The following is a 22,909-nucleotide window of genomic DNA, read 5'->3' on the forward strand; positions in this document are numbered from 1 at the left end:
CGATGGCACTCGCACCTACTAACGCAGCAAATATTGCTCAATCAGGAAGCAAGTTTGGCGAATTACGCCAACGCTTGATATTCCTGGTTTTGGCATTGCTCGTGTTCCGTCTGGGTGCGCATATTCCCGTGCCAGGTATTGATCCAGACCAATTAGCACAACTGTTTGCAGGTCAAAAAGATGGCATCTTGGGTATGTTTAACCTGTTCTCAGGTGGTGCTCTATCCCGGTTTACAGTTTTTGCTCTAGGAATCATGCCGTACATCTCTGCGTCAATCATTATGCAGTTGATGACGATTGTTGTGCCTACATTGGAGTCTTTGAAAAAAGAAGGCCAAGCAGGACAGCGCAAGATTACTCAATACACACGTTACGGCACTGTGCTCTTGGCAACATTCCAGGCCCTAGGTATCTCAGTTGCTTTGCAGGCTCAACCAGGTTTAGTTATTAATCCAGGTTTAATGTTTGAACTCAACACGGTAGTCACTTTGGTTACTGGCACGATGTTCTTGATGTGGCTTGGTGAGCAGATTACTGAGCGTGGTCTTGGTAATGGTATTTCCATCATTATTTTCGGCGGTATTGTTTCTGGATTGCCTTCAGCAATTGGTAGCTTGCTAGAACTCGTACGTACCGGCTCTATGAATATTTTGTCTGCATTGCTGATCGTGGTGATTTGCGTTGCAGTGACTTATTTTGTTGTGTTTGTAGAGCGTGGTCAGCGCCGTATTTTGGTGAACTATGCAAAGCGTCAAGTGGGCAACAAAATATACGGCGGACAGTCTTCATACTTTCCATTGAAGTTAAACATGGCTGGTGTCATCCCTCCAATTTTTGCTTCATCTATCATTTTGTTCCCTGCAACTATTGCTGGCTGGTTTACATCCGGCGAGCCAACAAATATGTTCAGCAGAGTTATTAAAGATTTGGCGGCAACATTAGCTCCAGGTCAGCCTGTCTACACAATTTTGTATGCTGCAGCGATTATCTTCTTCTGCTTTTTCTATACAGCTTTGGTTTTCAATAGCCGCGATACTGCAGATAACTTGAAGAAGAGCGGTGCCTTTGTACCAGGTATTCGTCCTGGTGATCAAACTGGTCGTTACATCGACAAGATCTTGGTTCGTTTGACATTGGCTGGTGCGATTTATATGGTTTTGGTTTGCTTGTTACCAGAATTTCTAGTCTTGAAGTACAACGTGCCATTCTATTTCGGCGGTACTTCATTGTTGATTATTGTCGTTGTTGCAATGGATTTTATGGCTCAAGTTCAGTCATTCGCAATGCAGCAACAGTATGGTTCTTTAATGAAAAAAGCTAACTTTAAGATGGGCGCTTAACTGAATGTCTAAAGACGATGTAATTCAGATGGCGGGAGAAATTATTGAGAATTTGCCGAACGCAATGTTTCGCGTGAAGCTAGAGAACGGACATGTGGTTTTAGGGCACATTTCTGGAAAGATGAGGATGCATTACATCCGCATCTTGCCAGGAGATAAGGTAACAGTGGAGATGACTCCTTACGACCTTACACGAGCCAGAATCATTTTCCGAGCGAAGTAAAGATTAAGTAGTACATATTTTTTTAGAGGTGAGTTATGAAAGTTTTAGCATCCGTTAAGTGTATTTGCAGAAATTGCAAGATCATTAAGCGCAAACGCGTTGTTCGCGTGATCTGTTCTTCAGACGCACGTCATAAGCAGCGTCAAGGCTGATCTGGTTAATTAAGAGGAAATCTCATGGCACGTATCGCTGGGGTAAATATCCCAAATCATCAACATACTGTTATCGGTTTAACAGCAATTTTTGGCATTGGCACAACGCGTGCACGCAAAATTTGTGAAACCACAGGTGTTGCTATCGACAAAAAAGTTAAAGATCTTACTGACGGTGACTTGGAAAAGTTACGCGACGAGGTAGGTAAGTTCATCACTGAAGGTGACCTTCGTCGTGAAGTAACGATGAGCATCAAGCGTTTGATGGACTTAGGCTGCTATCGCGGCGTTCGTCATCGTAAGGGCTTGCCTGTACGTGGTCAACGTACTAAGACTAACGCGCGTACCCGTAAGGGCCCACGTAAGTCTGGCGTGCAACTCAAGAAATAATCAAGAAAGTTTATTGACATGGCAAAACAACAATCCGCTTCTGCAGCTTCACAGCGCGCACGTAAGAAGGTTAAAAAGAACGTTGCTGACGGTATTGCACACGTTCACGCTTCTTTTAACAACACCATCATTACGATCACTGATCGTCAAGGTAATGCGCTTTCATGGGCAACATCTGGTGGTCAGGGCTTCAAAGGTTCACGTAAATCAACCCCTTTTGCTGCTCAGGTAGCGGCAGAAGTAGCAGGTAAAGCTGCTGTTGAGTGTGGTATTAAGAATTTAGAAGTTCAGATCAAGGGTCCAGGCCCAGGTCGTGAATCAGCAGTTCGTGCATTGAATTCTTTGGGAATCAAGATCACCGAGATTCAAGACGTAACTCCAGTTCCACACAATGGTTGCCGTCCTCCTAAGCGTCGTCGTATCTAAGCTAGGAAGTTGGCAATACAAGTTTTAGTAGTTTTTTATTAAAGCCCACTGTTCATCTGAATTAAAGGGTGAACTCACCGTTAGTCGTAAGACTGCGGCAAAGAAAGGAAAGCATCGTGGCACGTTACTTAGGGCCTAAGGCCAAATTAGCTCGTCGGGAAGGTACCGACTTATTTTTAAAGAGCGCACGTCGCGCCCTGTCAGACAAGTGCAAGTTAGATACTAAGCCTGGTCAACATGGCCGTACATCTGGCTCAAGAACTTCTGATTACGGTAATCAATTGCGTGAAAAGCAAAAGGTTAAGCGTATGTACGGAATTCTAGAGCGTCAATTCCGTCGTTATTTCGCAGAAGCTGAGCGTCGTAAGGGTAATACTGGCTCAACATTACTTCAGTTGTTGGAATCACGCCTTGATAACGTTGTTTATCGTATGGGCTTTGGTTCTACTCGTGCTGAAGCGCGTCAATTGGTTTCCCATTGCGCAATTTTGCTCAATGGTAGCCCAGTAAATATTCCATCTATTCAGGTCAAACCTGGTGATGTAGTTGCTATTCGTGAAAAAGCGAAGAAGCAAGCACGTATTACAGAATCACTCAATTTGGTTCAGCAGATGGCGGCAGTTGGCTGGGTATCAGTCGACGCAGCGAAGCTGGAGGGAACATTTAAGCAGGTGCCTGACCGTGAAGACATTAGCGGCGAAATTAATGAAAGTTTGATCGTCGAATTGTATTCACGCTAATTAGGCACTCTCAAGGAAAAAATATGCAAACAAATTTGCTCAAGCCAAAAATTATTTCTGTTGAAGCGCTTACTGCCAACCAAGCTAAGGTTGTTATGGAGCCATTCGAGCGTGGTTATGGCCACACACTCGGTAATGCATTACGTCGTGTTTTGTTGTCCTCAATGGTTGGTTATGCACCAACTGAAGTAGCAATCGCTGGTGTTGTTCATGAATACTCCACATTAGATGGCGTTCAAGAGGATGTAGTTAACCTTTTGTTGAACCTCAAAGGTATCGTATTTAAGTTGCAGTCACGTGATGAAGTGACCATCAATTTGCGTAAAGAAGGCCCAGGCGTCGTTACAGCAAAAGATATCGACTTGCCACACGATGTAGAAATCATTAATCCTGATCACGTTATCGCTCACTTGTCAGCTGGTGGCAAGTTGGATATGCAGATCAAGGTTGAAAAAGGCCGTGGCTATGTACCAGGCAATATGCGTCAATACCATGACGAAACTACCAAGATTATTGGTCGTATCGTATTGGATGCCTCATTTAGCCCAGTAAGCCGTGTTAGCTATGCAGTTGAATCTGCTCGTGTTGAACAACGTACTGACCTCGATCGTCTCGTAATGACAATCGAAACAAACGGTGTATTGTCTCCTGAAGAAGCAATTCGTCAAGCCGCTACCATTTTGGTTGATCAGTTAGTTGTATTCGCAGCCCTCGAAAGCAGTGAAGTTTCTGGTGATCTTGCACCAAGCCGCTCTTCAATGGTTGATCCAATGTTGATGCGTCCGGTTGATGATCTCGAACTCACAGTGCGCTCTGCAAACTGCTTGAAGGCTGAGAACATTTACTACATCGGTGACTTGATTCAACGTACAGAAAATGAATTGTTGAAGACGCCTAATTTAGGTCGTAAGTCTTTGAACGAAATCAAAGATGTATTGGCGGCTCGTGGCTTAAGTCTTGGCATGAAACTCGAAAGCTGGCCTCCAGCTAACCTCGAGAAATAATTAGAAAGGAAGCATCATGCGTCACGGAAACGGCTTACGCAAACTAAACAGAACATCATCACATCGCTTGGCGATGCTGCGCAACATGTCCAATTCTCTTTTGGAGCACGAAGTGATTAAAACCACTTTGCCAAAAGCTAAAGAATTGCGCATGGTTGTTGAGCCTTTGATTACCTTGGGTAAAAAAGATAACTTAGCAAACCGTCGCTTAGCATTCAATCGCACGCGCGATCGCGATATCGTGACCAAACTCTTCACAGAGCTCGGCCCACGTTACGCAACTCGTCCAGGTGGTTACCTTCGTATTTTGAAGTTTGGCTTCCGCCATGGTGATAATGCACCTATGGCTTTGGTTGAGTTGGTGGATCGTCCGGAAGTTGAAGAAACAGCAGTAGCTGAAGAGGCTTAAGCCCTAAAGCAAGATTAAAAGCCAGGCTTCGGTCTGGCTTTTTTCATTTATACGGTTATAAATATGTCATGACCCCTGATAAATCTACTGAGTTATTAATTGTTGCCACCACTTTTGCATCACTAGAGGATGCAAAGAAAATGGCGCTTCAACTGATTGAGGGTCGATTAGCTGCCTGCGTACAAATTCAAGAGGGTATGCATTCAATCTATCGATGGGAAGGCAAGGTATGCGAAGGAAACGAAGTTCTGCTTTCAGCAAAGACAGTTGCAGATAAATGGATAGATATTTCTAATTTCATAAAAGGTCATCACCCCTATGATTTGCCTGAGGTGATTGCATATGCTCCTGAAAATTACGACGCGCATTATGGCAAATGGGTAGAGTCCGAGGTAAAGTAGTTCAATGAGATTCCTTAGTAAATTTACTCCTCTAGCAGCTGTATTACTTATGGTGATCAGCAATGCATTTGCTGCGCCAGAATTTCTTCCTCCTGAGAAAGCATTTCAGGCTGAAGCAACGTGGGCGGTCAATACGAATGATGTTGAGTTAGAAATTTTTCCAGCTAAGGGTTATTACATCTATCAAGAGTCTCTGCATTTTAAGATGGGCTCTGAGCCCAATAAATTAGAGTTTGTAAAGGTTTCGCTCCCTGCTGGGATTGAAAAGTTTGATGAGACTTTTCAAAAGAAAATGCAGGTTTACAAGCAGGCATTTCTATTAACTCTAGATAAAAAGGCTGAAATTGGTAAGCCACTCTATCTTGAGATGGAGTTACAGGGCTGTGCTGAGGCGGGAATCTGTTATCCACCTATGACCCTGAAGTTTTTACTTGCGGGGCCAGGTGTAAAGGCCGGCCCCATACCGGAAATATTGGATGAGTTAGGAGCAAGCAAAACCACCAAAAAAGAATTTAGCTTGATGGATGTTTGGCGTGAGCGTGATGACGTCAATGCCATTAGCCGCTTCTTAGACACTACGCCAACGGGATATCTTTTCATAGCCTTCTTCATTCTGGGCTTGGCTTTGGCATTTACTCCCTGTGTTCTCCCGATGCTGCCTATCCTATCGAGCATCGTGTTTGGAACGCAAGGTAAGCAGTCCATTAGTAAGGGTCGTGCAAGCCTCTTGGCGGCGGCCTATGTACTTGGAATGGCTTGTGTCTATGCACTAGCGGGGGTCTTGATGGCTGCCCTTGGCGGGAGCGTTCAAAGAGCTCTACAAAGCCCCATAGCGCTGATTGGGTTTGCATTGCTGCTACTGGCCCTGTCAGGAAGTCTATTCGGTCTATACGAGCTCAGGATGCCCCACTCATGGCAGCAAAAGGTGGATCAATTGGCAGGACGTCATCAAGGTGGCAGCTTTGCGGGTGCTTTTTCCTTGGGTGGAATTTCCACATTAGTTGCTAGTCCTTGTATTACAGCTCCCTTAGCTGGGGTGCTCACTTTTATTGCTCAAACAGGCTCAATGAGCCTGGGTGCAGGGCTCCTTTTTGTGATGGCTTTAGGCATGGGATTGCCACTCCTGTTTATTGCCATTGAGGCTCGCATCTTAATTCCATCCACTGGTATTTGGATGGTCTGGCTACAAAGAACATTAGGCGTTTTATTGGTAGCAACTGCAGCCTGGATTGCATCTCCCTTGTTACAAAATGGCAGTGATGAGGTAGGCAAGACAACGGCTAATGGACAGCGCCAGCATCAGATTGGAAAAGCTAGTTTCGCTGTGATTGATTCCAGTGCGCAGTTGGATCAATTCTTAGCCCAAGCAAAAGAACAAAAGAAACTAGTGCTCTTAGATTTTTATGCAGACTGGTGCATCTCTTGCAAGGAGATGGAGATAAATACATTTGCTAATCCCGAAGTAAATCAAGAGTTGCAGAAATTTATTTTGATACAAGCAGATGTGACAAAAAACAATGCTGATCATCAGGCTTTATTGAAACGCTTTGGATTATTTGGTCCGCCTGGAATTTTGATCTTTGACATCAATGCAGAAGAGTTAAAAGATCAACGCGTGATTGGCTATATGCCACCACAACGTTTTATTGAACGCTTGAAAAGAGCCTTGGGAAATTAAGAGGCTGAGAAGTTAAATGGGTACAACCCATTTAACTTTTTAAACTACTAATTACTTAGATGCTTTTAAAAGACGTGCAGCTTCAAGAGCAAAGTAGGTCAAGATACCATCAGCACCAGCACGCTTAAATGCAAGCAATGATTCCATCATCACAGCATCATGATCAAGCCAGCCATTTTGTGCGGCAGCTTTGAGCATGGCGTACTCACCACTCACTTGATAGGCATAAGTTGGGTAATGAAATTCATCACGCACTCTACGAACGATATCTAGGTAGGGCATGCCAGGTTTAACCATCACCATATCAGCACCTTCGTTAATATCAAGAGCAACCTCCCGCAAAGCCTCGTCAGTATTAGCGCAATCCATTTGGTAGGTTTTTTTATCAGCTTTGCCTAGATTTTTTGCTGAACCTACTGCATCACGAAACGGGCCATAAAAAGCGGATGCATATTTAGCTGAATAAGCCATGATGCGGGTATGAATCAGATTTTCTTGCTCTAGGGCTTCGCGAATTTTTCCAATACGACCATCCATCATGTCCGATGGCGCAACAATATCAACACCAGCCTCTGCCTGAGTAACAGCTTGCTGCACCAAGATAGCTGTTGTCTCATCATTCAGGATGCGACCTTGATCATCTAAAACACCATCTTGACCATGGCTTGTGTAAGGGTCAAGGGCTACATCGGTCATGATGCCTAAATTAGGGAAGCGTTTCTTGAGCTCGCGCACTGCATTTGGAACTAAGCCGTTCGGATTAAACGCTTCTTTACCGTCAGGTGTTTTGAGAGTTGCATCAATCACTGGAAAGAGTGCTAGGACGGGAATACCTAGGGAGACACACTCTTGCGCAATGTTAAAAAGTAAATCGAGTGAAACGCGATTAACCCCAGGCATGGAACTAACGGCTTGAGATTGATTGGTGCCCTCAAGTAAAAATACTGGGTAGATTAGATCGCTTGTACTGAGTTGATTTTCTTGTATCAGGCGACGCGACCAATCATCGCGCCGCATACGACGAGGACGATGAGCCGGAAAGCTCAATATAGAGTTAGCTTGTGATTTCATCTTCTTGAGTCTCCGCTGCAAATAACCATTTAATAACAATATTGTCGGCCTCTTCAAGACCAATGCGCTTGGTGCTGGAGAATAATTGTGCCGTAAGTTTCTTGGAATCACCATGGCCATCAGGTAGCGCTGGATCGTATTGTTGTAACTGTTTGCGTACGGCTTCTAAGGCATGCTTACATTCACTCTTATTGAGCTTGTCGCACTTGCTGAGCAAAATATGGATGGGTTTGCCGGTTGGGACAAACCACTGAATCATTTGCTCGTCCAGTTCGGTAATGCCGCGTCTGGAGTCCACAATCAGCACCATGCCGACCAGTTGCTCCCGTTCCTGCAAATAATCGCTGAGAAGGGCATTCCAGTGGTACTTGGTCTCATGATTGACGGCGGCATAGCCATATCCAGGTAAATCCACCAAATAGGCTAAGAGATCATCTTTTGCAAAAAGGCCAAAATAGTTAATGTGCTGGGTGCGCCCAGGCGTTTTACTAGCAAAAGCAAGACGTTTTTGGTTGCAAAGCACATTAATTGCGCTGGATTTACCCGCATTTGAGCGCCCAGCAAAGGCCACCTCTCGGAGTGGAGTGGCAGGCAGGCAATGGGTGTCATTGACTGTGGTTGCAAATCGGGCTTGAAAGAGTTTAGACATGTCCAGAAGCTATTGTAAAATCACGCAAAATCAATAAATATCTCATAATGTTGGGTGAAAGTTGTAGAAGTAAGGGCCCAAACATTTTTAAGAATTTTTGCCAAGGTAAACATAATGCGTCAAACCCCTCAAATCTCCAAATTAACTAGCTTACGTGCTGGCTTTGCAGTTCTATCTATTTTTGCTCTAAGCGGCCTTGCGGCACAAGCTTATGCCGCTGATCCAGCACCCATGGCCCCAGCTGCAGAGGCAAAGGCTGCTGCTCCAGCTAAGCCAAAAGTTGATGTCGCTGCTGGTGAGACACTCTATAACTCTGGAGATGCCACTCGCGGTGTTGTAGCCTGTATTACATGCCATGGCCCTAAGGGCCAGAGTGCTGTAGCAACTTGGCCCAAGTTATCTGCTCAGCATGCTGCATACACAGCAAAACAGTTGAAGAATTTCAAGGAAGGCACTAGAGCGAATGCCATCATGATGGGCATGTCTATGCCTTTAACTGAGCAAGATATGATCAATATTGGTACTTTCCTATCTCAGCAGGCTCCATCCCAAGGCGTGGCTCAAACCAAAGAAGCTCTTGATTTGGGTAAGAGTATTTATGGTGGCGGTATTGCATCGAAGGGCGTTCCAGCCTGCGCTGGTTGCCACAGCCCTAATGGTGCAGGCATTCCTGCGCAATACCCACGTCAAGGTGGACAGTGGGCCGAGTATTCCTACAATCAGTTAGTGGGTTTCCGTGAAGGCACTCGTAAAAATAGTACTCAGATGACAACGATTGCTACGAAGCTTTCTGATCAAGAGATGAAGGCAGTTTCTGATTACATGGCAGGCTTGCATTAATCGTTACCTAAGTACAAAACAAAAACCCCGCTGATGTAGCGGGGTTTTTTATTACCTGGAATTTACCAAGCGAAGTTAATTTAATCTGGCAAGGTGGTTTCACTAGTAAAGAGATCAGCAATATTTTCACGAGCACGAATGACGTATGCATTCTTGCCATCAACCATGATCTCTGCAGGTTTTGGCCTGGTGTTGTAATTGGAAGCCATCACAAAGCCATAAGCACCAGCAGACAGAATAGCTAGCAGATCACCTTCTTCAACCGCAAGTTGACGATCTCTTCCAAGCCAGTCACCAGATTCACATACGGGTCCGACGACGTCATAAGTAGAGCTTGCAACTTGCTTAGTTTGAACTGGAACGATTCCGTGATAAGCCTCGTAGAGCGCTGGGCGCATCAACTCTGTCATTGCTGCATCCACAATACAAAAGTTTTTCTCAGCACCAGGCTTGAGATACTCAACTTGAGTCAAGAGCACGCCAGCATTACCCACTAAGGATCTACCAGGCTCTAAGACAATATCGAGATGCCCAAAGCCACGTTGAGCAACGCGATTGAGTAAGGTGTTGGTGAACTCAGTAATATCAGGCGGGTTGTCATCGCCATAAGAAATACCAAGGCCTCCACCTAAATCCAGATGGTGGATCTCAATACCCTCTTTTTTCAATTGAGTAACTAACTCGAGCACTTTATCAAGCGCATCAAGATAGGGTGCAGTGTTGGTAATTTGTGAACCAATATGACAATCAATACCAACTACATCAATCTGTGACAGCAATGCGGCTTCACGATATGTCTTTAAAACCTCGTGATAAGCGATACCAAATTTATTACCCTTTAATCCAGTAGAAATATAAGGATGCGTTTGTGCATCGACATCGGGATTCACGCGCAAGGAAATTGGGGCGCGGCAATTGAGCTCAGTAGCAACCCGATTAATTTGGTGGAGCTCTGCAATTGACTCTACATTGATACACTTAACGCTAGCTTTTAATGCTTGCGCAATTTCGTGAGCAGATTTACCAACACCGGCAAACACTAAACTTTTTGGATCTGCGCCAATAGCAAGAGCGCGCGCTAACTCACCGCCGCTGACTAAGTCAAAGCCAGAGCCTAATTTTTTAAAGCAATCAATCACTGCTAAGTTGCTATTCGCCTTCATCGCATAGTGAACGCGAGCTCGTCTTTTGCCAGAGGAATCTACGCAAGCTTTGTCATAGGCCTGATAAGCTTCGGTCAATGCTTTTTTACTATAGACATACAGGGGTGTGCCAAATTCCTTTGCCAAATCTAGCAACGGAATTTCCTCTGCATACCAAGTACCATTTCGTTCTGTAAATCCAGCTAAGTCGGGGAGTGGGATCGCTTTACTTGTCATTGCTTGGCCGATGTGGAGTTAGGAGCTGTAGGGCTTTGGGGTGGATAGAGCTTGCCTTTAGGCTCTGGCTCAGCAGGAGGACTAGGTGCTGGCGGCACATTTGGCAAATATAAGGGACCTCTAACCCCACATCCAACAAGGGATATTAGAAGGCCAATACCAAGAGTTCTTTTAAGAATCGCTATCATGAATGTCTCTAAAACGAATGATTGAATATAGCATGCAGGACTCTAATATGAAGCCAGGCAATTTAACTGTAGAAACGATTGACGATAAGCAATTTTATCAATTGGGTAGTAATTTATTGGAGTCGATAGAGGTAGCCCTAGAAGCCGCAGACGATGCACTAGACCTCGATCTGGATGTGGAGCGCCAAGGTGGAAACGTCATCAACATTCGGTTTAGAGATCGCAGTGTGATTGTGGTCAACACCCAGCCCCCTCTACACGAGATTTGGGTAGCGGCTAAATCGGGCGGCTATCACTATCGTTGGGCGGGTACCTTATCTTCTCCGATGTGGTTGGATACTAAAACTGGACGCGAATTGCTGGGCGACCTATCCGAATTTGCCAGTGCTCAAGCTGGTCAGATGATCACTATTGGCCTACTTCAGAAATAAGTAAGCTAGAAACTTAAACTGCCCCGGTCGCTGTTAAGGTCTCTATAACCTGAGCATCGGGAACGCTCTTAATTTGGGCTTTGCCAATCTTCTCTAAAACGACGTAGCGGATTTGTCCGCCCTCAGTCTTTTTATCTACTTGCATTAATTCCATATAACGTTGTGCGCCAAACTTGGGCGGTGTTATCGGCAGATTCATGGATTGAATGATTTGAGTGAGGCGGTTAACTTCATCTTGAGTGATGAAGTTTAGGCGTCTTGAGAGGTCTGCACCCATGACCATGCCGCAGCCAACAGCTTCACCATGCAACCACTCGCCATAGCCCATGCCCGCTTCGATCGCATGACCAAAGGTATGCCCGAAATTCAATGTGGCTCGAATGCCACCTTCTCTTTCATCGGCTGACACTACAGCTGATTTAATTTCGCAAGAGCGTAAGACCGCATGCGCCATTGCGGCGGTGTCGCAAGCTAGTAAAGCTTTTGCATTTACTTCAATCCAACTTAAGAACTCAGCATCTGCAATCGCACCATGTTTAATCACTTCAGCTAGACCTGCAGAGAGTTCGCGAGCAGGCAATGTCTTCAAGGTATTGAGGTCAGCAATAACCGCTACTGGCTGATGAAATGCTCCGATCATATTTTTTCCGAGCGGATGGTTGATACCGGTCTTGCCACCAACAGAAGAGTCCACTTGAGACAATAAGGTTGTTGGGACTTGAATGAAGCGAATACCGCGCATAAAGCTAGCAGCAGCAAAGCCGGTCATATCTCCAATAACGCCACCACCTAAAGCCACCAACATCGTTTGACGATCGGCCCCATATTTGAGGAGGTCATCAAAAATCAACTGAAGATTTTTCCAGTCCTTATAAGACTCTCCGTCAGGCAAGACAATCGTCCTGACTGGTTTACCTAGTTTCTCTAAAGTCTTGGTGAGGCGCTCTGCATATAAAGGGGCAACAGTCGTATTGCTAACAATATAAATTGATGTTGCTTTTTCACAGGCACTAAATAATTCTGCTTGATCTATTAAATCTGTACCAATATGAATGGGGTAGCTACGATCACCTAGATCAACTTCTAATGTTTTCATGGATAAGTTTATGCGGAAAGTTCGAGTTGCATTATGAGGGTGTTGACTAGCTGATTGACGCTGGGCTTTCCAGTCTCAATAATATAGTCAGCGATTTCGCGATATAAAGGGTCACGAACAGCGTATAGGTTTTCTAAAATCTTTTTTGCATCACCATTTTTCAGGAGTGGCCGACCTTCACCACCTTTAGTGCGATGCCATAACTCTATGGGATTGGCGTGGAGATAAATTACCAATCCTCTTTCACTAAGAAATTGTCGATTCTCAGGCAGAAGCACGGCACCGCCACCGGTTGCCAAAATGACATCATGTTCGGCTGTGATGTCATTAATGGCCTGAGCCTCACGCTTGCGAAATCCATCTTCACCTTCCATTTCGAAGATGACAGGAATCTTGACTCCACAACGATCTTCAATCACATGGTCAGCATCTAAAAAGCGACGCCCTAATTTCTTGGCTAGCAATTTACCGACGGTCGACTTCCCAGCGCCCATGAGGCCAATGAGAAAGATATTGTTGGATGAAGAGTTCACCCTATGATTTTATTAGTGTTTGTCCAGCACGGTGGGGGTTAAGAAGACTAATAGTTCAGTTTTATCTGCCAATTTGGATTTATGGCGAAATAAATGCCCTATCAATGGAATATCGCCTAGGAGTGGAACTTTGATCTCGTCATCACGTTCGGTAGTTTGAAAGATGCCCCCAATGATGGCGGTACCTCCATTTTCAACGGTGACCTCAGAACTGAGATTTTTAGTATCAATCGCATAACCCTGTTCAGTTTTCATGCCAATGGTGTCTTTATTGATCCCTACTAACATGGAGATCTTTCCATCGGGATGAATTTTGGGTAAGACCTCTAGGCGTAAATTGGCTTTACGAAATTGCAATTTACTCCCGCTTTGAGAGCTCACTTGATACGGCAGTTCAGTTCCCTGCTCAATTGTGGCTTTAACCTGATCTCCGGTCATGATGCGGGGGTTCGAGAGAATTTTGCCCTGGCCATCAGACTCGAGTGCTGAGAGCTCCATTTGCAAGAGTTGGGCCGCATTCTTAGATACCAGGGTGGCAGCCAAGGTGGCTGGGTTGAATCCAGCCAAGCCAGTACCTGAGAGATCAAGGTTTGCGCTTGCGTTTTGGTCCGAGCGGTTACCAATGCCATTGGCTTGATATCCCAACTTCACGCCGAGTTCACGGGCAAAGCGCTGATCAGCTTCGACGATGCGAGCTTCTATCAGGATCTGGCGGGGGCTATTAATATGATCACCCCCAAAAGGTAGGGCAGCATCCTCCCGACGAAATTTCTGAAAACTTTGAATTTCTGCATGAGGGCCAATCCAGTAAATATCGCCATTTCTGACCAGGCGCAAGCCTCTGCTAGCCAATATGGAATGGAGGGCAGTTTGCCAGGGAGTGTCCTTGAGATCGATCGAAATTTTGCCCTGAATAGATTCGCTAAGGAGAAAATTGGTATTTCCCATTTGGGCTAAGACCTGCAAAAGTTCAGTTATTTCAATCTGGCTAAATTGAAGGCTAATACGACTCTCTGTAAGGCTGCTTTTAGGGCTGGTTGCTGGGAGATTTCCTTGGGCTGAATTGAGTAAAAAAACCAGCATCAAGGGGAGTAAGGTAGCGTGGAATTTCTGTAAGGTCTTCAATAGAGTCAATCTGAGTTCGTAGATTTAAAGGTGATGGATTTACCTTTGGGATGGGTCAAGATGGCCAACTCTTTTTCAGCTTGGGTCAGGCGCCATTCCCCTAAAGCCAGATCGCCCTTACCCACCATCCTCGTAGACTGGCCGATATGAAAAAAAGCCTGCTCCAAAGCCCCTATACGACTGATACCTAAATACCTCCAGCGACGAAGCTCTGCTTCATACGGGATGGATGTAGGCTTGCTTTGAGCCAGCTGTATTGGTGGTTTTGTCTCAATTGAGTGAATACTCACTTCTATTTTATCTACTACCTCATATAGATCCTCTAGCTCAGAATGCCATTCGTTTTGGGAGGATTCTATTTCTTCTTTAAGGGCTAATAATTGCTCTTGAAGTGTATTTATTTCATTTTCAGCCAGAGACTGATTGGATTCAAAGAAAAAAAAGAGGCCAGCTCCGCAGATTAATAAGGTGCAAGAAAAGATCAAAACCGGGCTGAAATTAAGCCCTTTCACCTCGAATGATTTGGTCAAAACAGAGGGCTTTGAAGTCTTGGTTTGGGGCGATGGATCCATCCTGGGTGGGGAGGAGGTTTTACGAATTCCATGTGGATCTGGAATAGCGGGGTCATCTCCCAGCTCACTCAAAATGTCATCAAAAGACTGGGAGGAGATGTGGCGTGGTGGCATGCCATATTGTTCTTCTCAGAGATGGGAAAGGCGATCAGGGAAGGCAGAATTGAGCGTCAGAAAAATATTAAATAGGCATTTAAATGAGAGGTTTTAGGCCTAGAGGGTGAATTACGTAAGCACCCTATAATTTGAACTATGGCTCTACCCCCAAAAGACAAGCCGCCATTAAACGGGCGGTTTAACCGACAACCTGATAAACGTCCCGGTCAGCCAAGAGGAGGGGCATTCTCGCCCAATAAATCTGGAAGTAATCCGCTCATCAAAGCGCTTCTGATTATTAGTATGGTTTTTGCGGTGGTGGTTACCTTGTTGCTGGGATATGCTTTCTTAGTAGCAAAGCCGAATCTGCCAAAGATTTCAGCCTTGATTGATTACAACCCCAAAACACCATTGCGTATCTATACGGCTGATAAAGTTCTCATAGGTGAGTTTGGGGAGGAGCGCCGTAAGGTAATTCCTTTAAATGAAATCCCGATGAGTATGCGTAATGCAGTTTTAGCAATTGAGGATGATCGCTTTTACTCTCATGGTGGAGTGGATTACGTGGGTATCCTGAGGGCTACGCTTACGAATTTACGCGGCAACCTTTCCCAAGGTGCCTCAACTATCACAATGCAAGTGGCACGGAACTTTTTCCTCAGCAATGAGAAAACTTTCAGCCGTAAGATTTATGAGGTTCTCTTAGCTTGGGAAATTGAGTCTCAATTAAGTAAAGACAAGATTCTTGAGATTTATATGAATCAGATCTTTTTGGGGCAAAGAGCTTATGGATTTTCTAGTGCAGCCCAAATCTACTTTGGTAAAGATCTAAAAGACATTACGATCGCTGAGTCAGCGATGTTGGCCGGGTTACCAAAAGCACCATCGGCATATAACCCTGTAAGCAATTTTCGGCGCGCCAAAATTCGACAGGAATACATTTTGCAGCGCATGCGTGATTTGTCGTACATCACTCCCGAGCAATATCAAATTGCAATTGCTGAAGAGTTACATATCCGTGGTCTCGGTAATGAATTTAGTACTCGCGCAGATTTTCCTGCTGAGATGGTTCGTCAGCTCTTAATTACACAATATGGCGAGGCAATCTATTCGCAGGGAATAGATGTATACACCACAATCTTGAAGGCAGACCAAGACGCCGCATATAAAGCAGTACGTCGCGGTATTTTTGAGTACGACTTACGTCACGCATATCGTGGTCCCGAGGGATTCATTGATTTGCCAGAAGATACAGTGAAGCGTCAACGTGCAATTGACGAAGCTTTGTTGGCTTATCCGCAATTGGATGATTTGCAGTCAGGCGTGGTGCTCGATATTAAGCCAAAAGAAATGCAGGTCATGATTGCTACTGGAGATACGATCACCATAAAGGGTGAGAGTATGAAGCTGGCCGCCGCTGCTTTAACAGATAGCACTCAACCTAAAAAACGTTTGCGTCCTGGTGCGATCGTTAGGCTACTTTCGGACGGTGGCGTATGGAAGTTGGCGCAGTTACCTCAAGTTGAAGCTGCTTTTGTTTCAATGAATACCGAGACGGGCGCGATCCTCTCTTTGGTGGGCGGCTTTGATTTCCGTCGAAATAAGTTTAATCACGTCACCCAAGCTCAACGCCAACCGGGTTCTTCTTTCAAGCCATTTATTTATGCCGCTGCGATTGAGAAAGGTTTTTCTCCAAGCACAATGGTGAATGATGCCCCGCTATCGATTGGCGGTCTGGAAACAGGGAGTCAAGCTTGGGAACCCAAGAACTACGATGGCAAGTATGAGGGTTTAATGCGCTTACGCACTGCCTTAGCAAAATCAAAAAACTTGGTTTCAGTGAGATTAATTCGCTCTATTGGACCATCTTATGCTCAAGACTATATTCAACGTTTTGGGTTTGAGGCGGAGAAGCACCCGCCTTATTTGACAATGGCTTTGGGCGCAGGTTCTGTTACACCTTTACAAATGGCATCAGCTTATAGCGTTTTTGCTAATGGGGGATATCGTGTAGATCCCTATTTAATTAATAAGATGACTGACTCAAAAGGCACAATACTCTTCGAGGCCAAGCCTACTCATGCGCGTGAAGATGCCCCCCGTGTGTTGGATGCGCGAACTTCTTTTGTGATGGATAGTATGTTGCAAGAAGTTACGAAAACCGGCACTGCAGCCAGTGCAAGAGCGAAATTAGGTCGGAATGATATTGCCGGTAAAACAGGCACTACCAATGAGTCACACGATGCTTGGTTTGCGGGATATAACCCGAAGGTAGTTGCAATTGCTTGGATTGGCTTTGATAAACCCGCAAGTTTGGGTGATCGTGAAACTGGCGGAGGGCTTGCTTTACCAATGTGGATCTATTATATGAGTACTGCCTTGAGGGATGAGCCACAACAATCACGCGAAGTGCCTGCGGGCCTTACTCAAGTGGATGGTGATTGGTTTATTCCTGAGTTTTCTAATAACGGCGGTGTACGCGAACTGCAGTAGTTCGCTTAAGCAATGGCAAGGCAAGCGCGTACCATCATTCCTGGTCAAGCAATGCATGTGATGGTTCGTGGCAATAATCGAGAAACAATTTTTTTTGGTGATGCAGACCGCCGCATCTACTTAGATTGGTTACGAGAGGCCGCCAAACAATTTGGTAGCGCGGTACATGCATTTGCTTTAATGCCAAATCATGTACATCTTTTAATGACCCCCCAGAATGACGATTCGCTTGCAAAAACAATGCAATCCCTTGGTAGGCGTTACGCACAGTATTTCAATCAACAGCAGCAACGTTCGGGAACGATTTGGGAGGGACGCTACCGCTCCTCCTTAATAGATCCAGATTATTTTTTACGCTGCCAACGCTTCATTGAACTCAATCCCGTGAGGTCTGGTTTTGAGTTGAGCCCACAGGCCTCTACTTGGACTAGTTTTGCTTCCCACATTGGCGGTAATGCAGAGCCTTGGTTGGTTGATCATCAGCACTTTTGGAGGCTGGGCAACACTCCATTTGAGAGGCAAATGACTTGGGCAGCATTTGTGAAAGAGGGGGCGCCTCACTGGGAAGATCGCCAAATTAATGAGGCTTTGGTGAGATCTAAGCCGTGGATAAGCGATGTTTATGCAAAAAAGCTGTTTAAAGATAATCCTGAACAGGTATTAATCAGGCGTCGTGGGCGACCTAAAAAATTAATATTAGCTAATTCAATAGCTTAGAGCTTCTTTAAGACGTTTAGTAGCAAGCGTTGCAGTGACCATCTTATGACTCTGTCCCTTTTATAAAGATTCTTTTTAGCTCATCCCTAATTTAAATGGGACAGAGTTATTTTATTTCTATTGCTTCAATATGGGTATTCCCCTATATTAGATCCTCCAAAAGTAATCGAGCCCAAAGGGTGAGCGGAAATACTATGACTACATATACAAATACAGACCTTCGTCCAATCACGCAGGGTCTCTACGATCCACAAAATGAGCATGACGCTTGTGGCGTAGGATTCGTCGCCCACATCAAGGGTAAGAAGTCACATGAGATTGTTGCTCAGGGATTGCAAATTCTTGAGAACTTGGATCATCGAGGTGCTGTGGGCGCTGATCCGCTGATGGGCGACGGCGCTGGAATTTTGATCCAAGTACCGGATACCTTGTATCGCGAGGAAATGGCAAAGCAGGGTATCGAGTTACCTCCATTTGGTGAATATGGCGTTGGCATGATTTTCCTGCCTAAAGAGCAAGCATCGCGTTTAGCTTGTGAACAAGAGTTAGAGCGCACAGTTCGCCTTGAAGGCCAAGTTGTTTTGGGTTGGAGGGATGTTCCGGTTGATGTCAAACTGCCAATGTCACCAACAGTACAAATGACCGAACCATTTATTCGTCAGATATTCATTGGTCGCGGACGCGACATCATGACGACCGATGCACTTGAGCGTAAGTTGTATGTGATTCGTAAAACTGCAAGCCATGCAATTCAAGATTTACATCTAAAGCACGGCAAAGAATATTTCGTAGCGTCGATGTCAGCTCGCACCATTGTTTATAAGGGTTTGCTATTGGCGAACCAGGTAGGAGCGTACTACAAAGACTTACAAGATTCACGTACAGTTTCTGCGTTGGCATTAGTGCATCAGCGTTTCTCCACGAACACTTTCCCGGCCTGGGAGTTGGCTCACCCATATCGCATGATTGCGCACAACGGTGAGATCAACACTGTTAAAGGGAATGTCAACTGGGTAAATGCACGAGAGGGGGCAATCAGCTCACCAGTACTTGGCGATGACCTAAAAAAATTATGGCCACTCATCTATCCAGGTCAATCTGATACAGCCTGTTTTGATAACTGTTTAGAGTTATTAGTGATGTCAGGTTATCCATTAGCACAAGCAATGATGATGATGATCCCGGAAGCATGGGAACAGCACACATTGATGGATGAAAACCGTCGCGCATTCTATGAGTACCACGCCGCAATGATGGAGCCATGGGATGGCCCAGCAGCGATGGCTTTTACGGATGGCCGTCAGATTGGCGCTACCTTAGACCGTAATGGTTTACGCCCAGCCCGTTATTACGTAACAGATGATGACCTAGTCATCATGGGCTCTGAGGCTGGTGTACTGCCAATTCCAGAGAATAAGATCGTTCAAAAGTGGCGCTTGCAACCAGGCAAGATGTTCATGATTGATATGGAGCAGGGCCGCATTATTGATGATGTGGAATTGAAGGATGCAGTCTCTAAAGCAAAGCCATATAAGAGCTGGATCGATGCAGTACGGGTGAAGCTCGATGAAGTTGATGCTAGCAAGGCAGATTTAGTAGATGAAAAAAATACGATTCGTCCCGCTGCAAAATTATTAGATCGTCAACAAGCTTTCGGTTATACCCAAGAGGACATTAAGTACCTCATGGCACCAATGGCAATGAATGGTGAAGAGGCAATTGGATCGATGGGTAACGATAGCCCACTAGCCGTACTCTCAAATAAGAACAAGCCACTCTATAACTATTTCAAGCAATTGTTTGCGCAGGTAACCAATCCGCCGATTGACTCTATCCGTGAAAACATGGTGATGTCTTTAGTGTCTTTCATTGGACCTAAGCCGAATTTGTTGGATACCAACAATATCAATCCGCCAATGCGTTTGGAAGTGAATCAGCCGATTTTAGACTTCAACGATATGACCAAGATTCGTCATATTGGTCACTACACCAATGGTAAGTTCCGCTCGTATGAGTTGGACATTTGCTATCCAGCATCCTGGGGCAAGGATGGTATTGAGGCTCGCTTGGCATCCTTGTGTGCGGAAGCTGCTGATGCCGTACGCTCTGGTTACAACATCTTGATCGTGAGCGATCGTCAGGTTGACGAGCAGCATGTGGCCATTCCGGCATTGTTAGCAACTTCAGCAATTCATCAGCACTTAGTTGAAAAAGGGTTGCGTACTAGCGTCGGACTTGTTGTTGAAACCGGTAGCGCGCGTGAGACACATCATTTCGCACTCTTGGCTGGTTATGGTGCTGAAGCAGTTCATCCGTACTTGGCAATGGAAACTTTGGCTGAGATGGCTAAAGGTTTATCGGGCGATTTGTCAGCAGAAAAAGCAGTCAAGAATTTTGTAAAAGCGGTTGGTAAGGGCTTGCAAAAAGTAATGTCCAAAATGGGTATCTCTACTTACATGTCCTATACCGGCTCACAGATTTTTGAGGCAATTGGTTTGAACCGAGATGTAATTGATCATTACTTCAAGGGCACTCCATCCAATGTAGGTGGTATCGGTGTATTTGAAGTGGCTGAAGAAGCTTTACGCATGCATCAGTCTGCGTTTGGTAATGATCCTGTTCTGACCAACATGCTCGAAGCTGGTGGTGAGTATGCTTTCCGTATTCGTGGCGAAGACCATATGTGGACTCCAGATACGATTGCGAAGTTGCAGCACTCTACCCGTGCTGGTATCGATAAGGGCTATCAAACTTATAAAGAGTATGCCAATCTGATTAATGACCAAACCAAACGTCAGATGACCTTGCGCGGTTTGTTTGAGTTCAAGATTGATCCAGTTAAAGCAATTCCATTGGATGAAGTCGAGCCTGCAAAAGAAATCGTTAAGCGTTTTGCAACGGGCGCGATGTCCTTAGGTTCTATTTCTACTGAAGCGCATGCTACTTTAGCCATTGCCATGAACCGGATTGGCGGTAAGTCTAATACTGGTGAGGGCGGTGAAGATCCAAATCGCTATGTGAATGAACTTAAAGGCATTCCAATTAAGAAAGGTGAAACCTTAGCAAGCATTTTGGGTGACGATGTTGTTGAAGCAAACATTCCTCTGCTAGATGGTGATTCATTGCGTTCCAGAATTAAGCAGGTTGCTTCCGGTCGTTTCGGAGTTACCACTGAATATCTGCGCTCTGCTGATCAGATTCAGATCAAGATGGCTCAAGGTGCTAAGCCTGGTGAAGGCGGCCAATTGCCGGGCGGCAAGGTTTCTGACTACATCGGTAAGTTGCGCTTCTCCGTGCCAGGAGTTGGCTTAATCTCGCCTCCTCCACACCATGATATTTACTCTATTGAAGATATCGCTCAGTTGATTCACGATCTGAAGAATGTGAACCCTGCTGCTGATGTCTCTGTGAAGTTGGTTTCTGAGGTAGGTGTTGGTACGATTGCTGCAGGTGTTGCTAAAGCGAAAGCGGATCACGTAGTGATCGCTGGACATGATGGCGGTACTGGCGCATCACCACTTTCTTCTATTAAGCACGCTGGTTCCCCATGGGAGTTAGGTTTAGCTGAAACTCAACAAACATTAGTGCTCAATGGTTTGCGTAGCCGTATTCGTGTGCAAGCTGATGGTCAAATGAAAACTGGTCGAGATGTGGTGATCGGCGCATTATTGGGTGCGGATGAATTTGGTTTTGCAACAGCGCCATTAGTTGTTGAAGGTTGCATCATGATGCGTAAGTGTCATTTGAATACTTGCCCAGTTGGTGTTGCTACACAAGACCCTGAATTGCGTAAAAAGTTCTCTGGTAAGCCAGAGCACGTCGTGAATTTCTTCTTCTTTATTGCTGAAGAAGTGCGCGAGATCATGGCTCAACTCGGCATTCGTAAGTTTGATGATTTGATTGGGCGCGTTGATCTCTTAGATACACGTAAAGGTATTGAGAACTGGAAAGTTCATGGCTTGGATTTCAGTAAGATTTTTGCTGAGCCAGCGGTGGCTAAAGACGTGCCGCGTTATCAGATCCTGACTCAAGACCATGGTTTGGATAGCGCGTTGGATAACATTCTGATTGAAAAGAGTCAGCCTGCATTGCAAGGTGGTGAGAAAGTCTCCTTCATTGTTCCTGTGAAGAACGTCAACCGTACTGTTGGCGCAATGCTCTCTGGAGAAATCGCTCAGCGTTATGGTCATGCCGGTTTGCCGGATGACACTATTCATATCCAATTGAACGGAACTGCTGGTCAAAGTTTCGCCGCCTTCTTGGCGCGCGGCATTACCTTGGATTTAGTTGGCGATGGTAATGACTACGTTGGTAAGGGTTTATCAGGCGGACGGGTCATTGTGCGTGCGCCACATGAGTTCCGTGGTGATACAGCCAAGAACATCATTGTTGGTAATACCGTTCTCTATGGTGCAATCGGTGGCGAAGCATTCTTTAACGGTGTAGCTGGTGAACGTTTCGCAGTGCGTAACTCTGGTGCCACAACGGTAGTTGAAGGTACTGGCGATCACGGTTGTGAATACATGACTGGTGGCACTGTGGTGGTGCTAGGCGCAACTGGCCGTAACTTTGCAGCAGGTATGAGCGGTGGTATTGCTTATGTTTACGACGAAGACGGTCTCTTTGAAAAGCGCTGCAATACCAGCATGGCGACCTTGGAAAAAGTATTGCCTTCCGCTGAGCAGATTGCCCAAATGCCTCAGTCACAGTGGCATGCCCCTGTTGACGTGAAGGATGGTGGCGAGCGTATGACTGATGAGCAAATTCTGAAGGGCTTGATCGAGCGTCATTTCCGTCACACTGGTTCTGAGCGCGCTAAAGCACTCTTGGCCGATTGGGAAAATGCGCGCAGTCTTTTTGTGAAGGTGCTACCTACTGAGTACAAACGTGCCCTAGGTGAGTTGTGGGAAAAAGCGCAAAACAAAACCGTTGCAGCTTAATCAACAAAGAAGACAT

The 22,909-nt window shown here is 45.4% G+C and carries 23 protein-coding genes; 15 read left to right on the forward strand and 8 right to left on the reverse strand.

What is annotated here, in order from left to right:
* Positions 1–2 precede the first annotated feature (2 nt).
* From secY to dsbD, 10 genes are all read left to right on the forward strand, one after another.
* Positions 3–1,340 carry a preprotein translocase subunit SecY gene (gene secY / locus C2759_RS00395; RefSeq protein WP_215355390.1) on the forward strand — a complete coding sequence of 446 codons (1,338 nt, stop codon included), beginning with the start codon at positions 3–5 and terminating at the stop codon, positions 1,338–1,340.
* Between the two features lie 4 nt (positions 1,341–1,344).
* Entirely contained in the window at positions 1,345–1,563 is a 219-nt protein-coding gene (infA, locus tag C2759_RS00400) for a translation initiation factor IF-1 (RefSeq protein ID WP_015420252.1), read from the forward strand.
* Between the two features lie 35 nt (positions 1,564–1,598).
* A complete protein-coding gene (rpmJ, locus tag C2759_RS00405) occupies positions 1,599–1,715 on the forward strand; it encodes a 50S ribosomal protein L36 (protein WP_012357167.1) in 117 nt (38 codons plus the stop codon).
* A 24-nt stretch (positions 1,716–1,739) separates the two neighbouring features.
* Positions 1,740–2,105, forward strand: coding sequence for a 30S ribosomal protein S13 (gene rpsM / locus C2759_RS00410; RefSeq protein ID WP_015420253.1), 366 nt, complete (start codon positions 1,740–1,742; stop codon positions 2,103–2,105).
* 18 nt (positions 2,106–2,123) lie between these two features.
* Positions 2,124–2,531 carry a 30S ribosomal protein S11 gene (gene rpsK, locus C2759_RS00415; RefSeq protein ID WP_011901923.1) on the forward strand — a complete coding sequence of 136 codons (408 nt, stop codon included), beginning with the start codon at positions 2,124–2,126 and terminating at the stop codon, positions 2,529–2,531.
* Positions 2,532–2,647: 116 nt separating this feature from the next.
* Positions 2,648–3,271, forward strand: coding sequence for a 30S ribosomal protein S4 (gene rpsD / locus C2759_RS00420; RefSeq protein ID WP_215308699.1), 624 nt, complete (start codon positions 2,648–2,650; stop codon positions 3,269–3,271).
* Between the two features lie 23 nt (positions 3,272–3,294).
* Positions 3,295–4,275 carry a DNA-directed RNA polymerase subunit alpha gene (gene rpoA / locus C2759_RS00425; RefSeq protein ID WP_046329391.1) on the forward strand — a complete coding sequence of 327 codons (981 nt, stop codon included), beginning with the start codon at positions 3,295–3,297 and terminating at the stop codon, positions 4,273–4,275.
* Positions 4,276–4,291: 16 nt separating this feature from the next.
* On the forward strand, positions 4,292–4,684 hold the full coding sequence (gene rplQ, locus C2759_RS00430) for a 50S ribosomal protein L17 (RefSeq protein ID WP_015420256.1): 393 nt from the start codon (positions 4,292–4,294) through the stop codon (positions 4,682–4,684).
* A 68-nt stretch (positions 4,685–4,752) separates the two neighbouring features.
* Positions 4,753–5,085 carry a divalent-cation tolerance protein CutA gene (gene cutA / locus C2759_RS00435; protein WP_215355392.1) on the forward strand — a complete coding sequence of 111 codons (333 nt, stop codon included), beginning with the start codon at positions 4,753–4,755 and terminating at the stop codon, positions 5,083–5,085.
* A gap of 49 nt (positions 5,086–5,134) precedes the next feature.
* On the forward strand, positions 5,135–6,763 hold the full coding sequence (gene dsbD / locus C2759_RS00440) for a protein-disulfide reductase DsbD (RefSeq protein ID WP_251366974.1): 1,629 nt from the start codon (positions 5,135–5,137) through the stop codon (positions 6,761–6,763).
* Positions 6,764–6,814: 51 nt separating this feature from the next.
* On the opposite strand, the gene hemB is transcribed toward dsbD, so the two are convergent.
* Both hemB and yihA read right to left on the reverse strand, forming a co-directional pair.
* A complete protein-coding gene (hemB, locus tag C2759_RS00445; protein WP_215355396.1) occupies positions 6,815–7,834 on the reverse strand; it encodes a porphobilinogen synthase in 1,020 nt (339 codons plus the stop codon).
* The gene (gene yihA, locus C2759_RS00450) at positions 7,818–8,483 is read right to left on the reverse strand and encodes a ribosome biogenesis GTP-binding protein YihA/YsxC (protein WP_215355398.1); all 666 of its coding nucleotides are present in this window, start codon (positions 8,481–8,483) and stop codon (positions 7,818–7,820) included. Before yihA ends, hemB begins: the two co-directional genes overlap by 17 nt.
* A 114-nt stretch (positions 8,484–8,597) precedes the next feature.
* Between yihA and C2759_RS00455 the strand changes: the two genes are divergently transcribed.
* The gene (locus C2759_RS00455; RefSeq protein WP_215355400.1) at positions 8,598–9,323 is read left to right on the forward strand and encodes a cytochrome c; all 726 of its coding nucleotides are present in this window, start codon (positions 8,598–8,600) and stop codon (positions 9,321–9,323) included.
* Between the two features lie 80 nt (positions 9,324–9,403).
* Here the strand turns inward: C2759_RS00455 and lysA are convergent, their stop codons facing one another.
* Together lysA and C2759_RS10550 are read right to left on the reverse strand one after the other, a co-directional pair.
* Positions 9,404–10,702 (reverse strand): diaminopimelate decarboxylase, encoded by a 1,299-nt coding sequence (lysA, locus tag C2759_RS00460; RefSeq protein WP_215355402.1) that lies wholly within the window; start codon positions 10,700–10,702, stop codon positions 9,404–9,406.
* Positions 10,699–10,890 carry a lipoprotein gene (locus C2759_RS10550; RefSeq protein WP_046329397.1) on the reverse strand — a complete coding sequence of 64 codons (192 nt, stop codon included), beginning with the start codon at positions 10,888–10,890 and terminating at the stop codon, positions 10,699–10,701. The genes lysA and C2759_RS10550 overlap by 4 nt, the downstream gene beginning before the upstream one ends.
* Before the next feature lie 47 nt (positions 10,891–10,937).
* Between C2759_RS10550 and cyaY the strand changes: the two genes are divergently transcribed.
* Positions 10,938–11,321 carry an iron donor protein CyaY gene (gene cyaY, locus C2759_RS00465; RefSeq protein ID WP_215355404.1) on the forward strand — a complete coding sequence of 128 codons (384 nt, stop codon included), beginning with the start codon at positions 10,938–10,940 and terminating at the stop codon, positions 11,319–11,321.
* A gap of 13 nt (positions 11,322–11,334) precedes the next feature.
* Here cyaY and aroB read toward each other — a convergent pair whose 3' ends face one another.
* From aroB to C2759_RS00485, 4 genes are all read right to left on the reverse strand, one after another.
* Entirely contained in the window at positions 11,335–12,417 is a 1,083-nt protein-coding gene (gene aroB, locus C2759_RS00470) for a 3-dehydroquinate synthase (protein ID WP_215355406.1), read from the reverse strand.
* 8 nt (positions 12,418–12,425) lie between these two features.
* The gene (locus C2759_RS00475; RefSeq protein ID WP_305849433.1) at positions 12,426–12,950 is read right to left on the reverse strand and encodes a shikimate kinase; all 525 of its coding nucleotides are present in this window, start codon (positions 12,948–12,950) and stop codon (positions 12,426–12,428) included.
* 12 nt (positions 12,951–12,962) lie between these two features.
* Positions 12,963–13,898, reverse strand: a complete 936-nt coding sequence (locus tag C2759_RS00480; RefSeq protein ID WP_251366975.1) for a secretin and TonB N-terminal domain-containing protein — start codon at positions 13,896–13,898, stop codon at positions 12,963–12,965.
* 182 nt (positions 13,899–14,080) lie between these two features.
* On the reverse strand, positions 14,081–14,761 hold the full coding sequence (locus C2759_RS00485) for a type VI secretion system transmembrane protein TssO (protein ID WP_215355408.1): 681 nt from the start codon (positions 14,759–14,761) through the stop codon (positions 14,081–14,083).
* 138 nt (positions 14,762–14,899) lie between these two features.
* On the opposite strand from C2759_RS00485, the gene C2759_RS00490 reads away from it, so the two are divergent.
* The 3 genes from C2759_RS00490 (at position 14,900) to C2759_RS00500 (ending at position 22,893) form a co-directional block, all read left to right on the forward strand.
* Positions 14,900–17,236, forward strand: coding sequence for a penicillin-binding protein 1A (locus C2759_RS00490; protein ID WP_215355410.1), 2,337 nt, complete (start codon positions 14,900–14,902; stop codon positions 17,234–17,236).
* A 12-nt stretch (positions 17,237–17,248) separates the two neighbouring features.
* A complete protein-coding gene (locus C2759_RS00495; protein WP_215355412.1) occupies positions 17,249–17,953 on the forward strand; it encodes a transposase in 705 nt (234 codons plus the stop codon).
* 194 nt (positions 17,954–18,147) lie between these two features.
* Complete coding sequence (locus C2759_RS00500) at positions 18,148–22,893, forward strand: glutamate synthase-related protein (protein WP_215355414.1); 4,746 nt, start codon at positions 18,148–18,150, stop codon at positions 22,891–22,893.
* Positions 22,894–22,909: the final 16 nt, after the last annotated feature.

Origin of the sequence: Polynucleobacter sp. MG-Unter2-18, from assembly GCF_018687675.1 — a bacterium.
Classification (GTDB): domain Bacteria; phylum Pseudomonadota; class Gammaproteobacteria; order Burkholderiales; family Burkholderiaceae; genus Polynucleobacter.